Source organism: Labrys sp. F242, assembly GCF_057813875.1.
The window spans coordinates 1-306 of the sequence record NZ_JBVASG010000038.1; the positions used below are offsets into that span (position 1 = coordinate 1).

A 306-nucleotide genomic window follows, 5' to 3' on the forward strand; every position below is an offset into this window, starting at 1 on the left:
GTGTAACCGGCCGTGTGGAAGAAATGCACATTCATCGACATGCCCGGATAGCGCTTGCCGCTGATCACCTGATCCGCCACTCGGAAGGCACGCTCGCGGCCGGAGTCGTTCATCCGCATCGTCAGCACGCCCGGGGCGAACTGCACGCGCTGGCCGACCGTGCCGCAGATCGAGCGCGGATATTTGCCGGACTCGACACGGTTCATCACCACCGTGCCGACGGCATGCATGCCGTCATCGCTGGATCGGTTGGACTCGAAATACATGGCACGGGCCAGACACTCACGCTCATTCGTGGTGCTGGCC

1 protein-coding gene is annotated in these 306 nt (G+C 63.1%); it reads right to left on the bottom strand.

The features are described 5' to 3' along the window. Window positions 1-306, bottom strand: a 306-nt coding sequence (locus ACZYTC_RS34340) for a cell wall hydrolase (RefSeq protein ID WP_488991769.1), incomplete at both ends; no start/stop codon positions are given.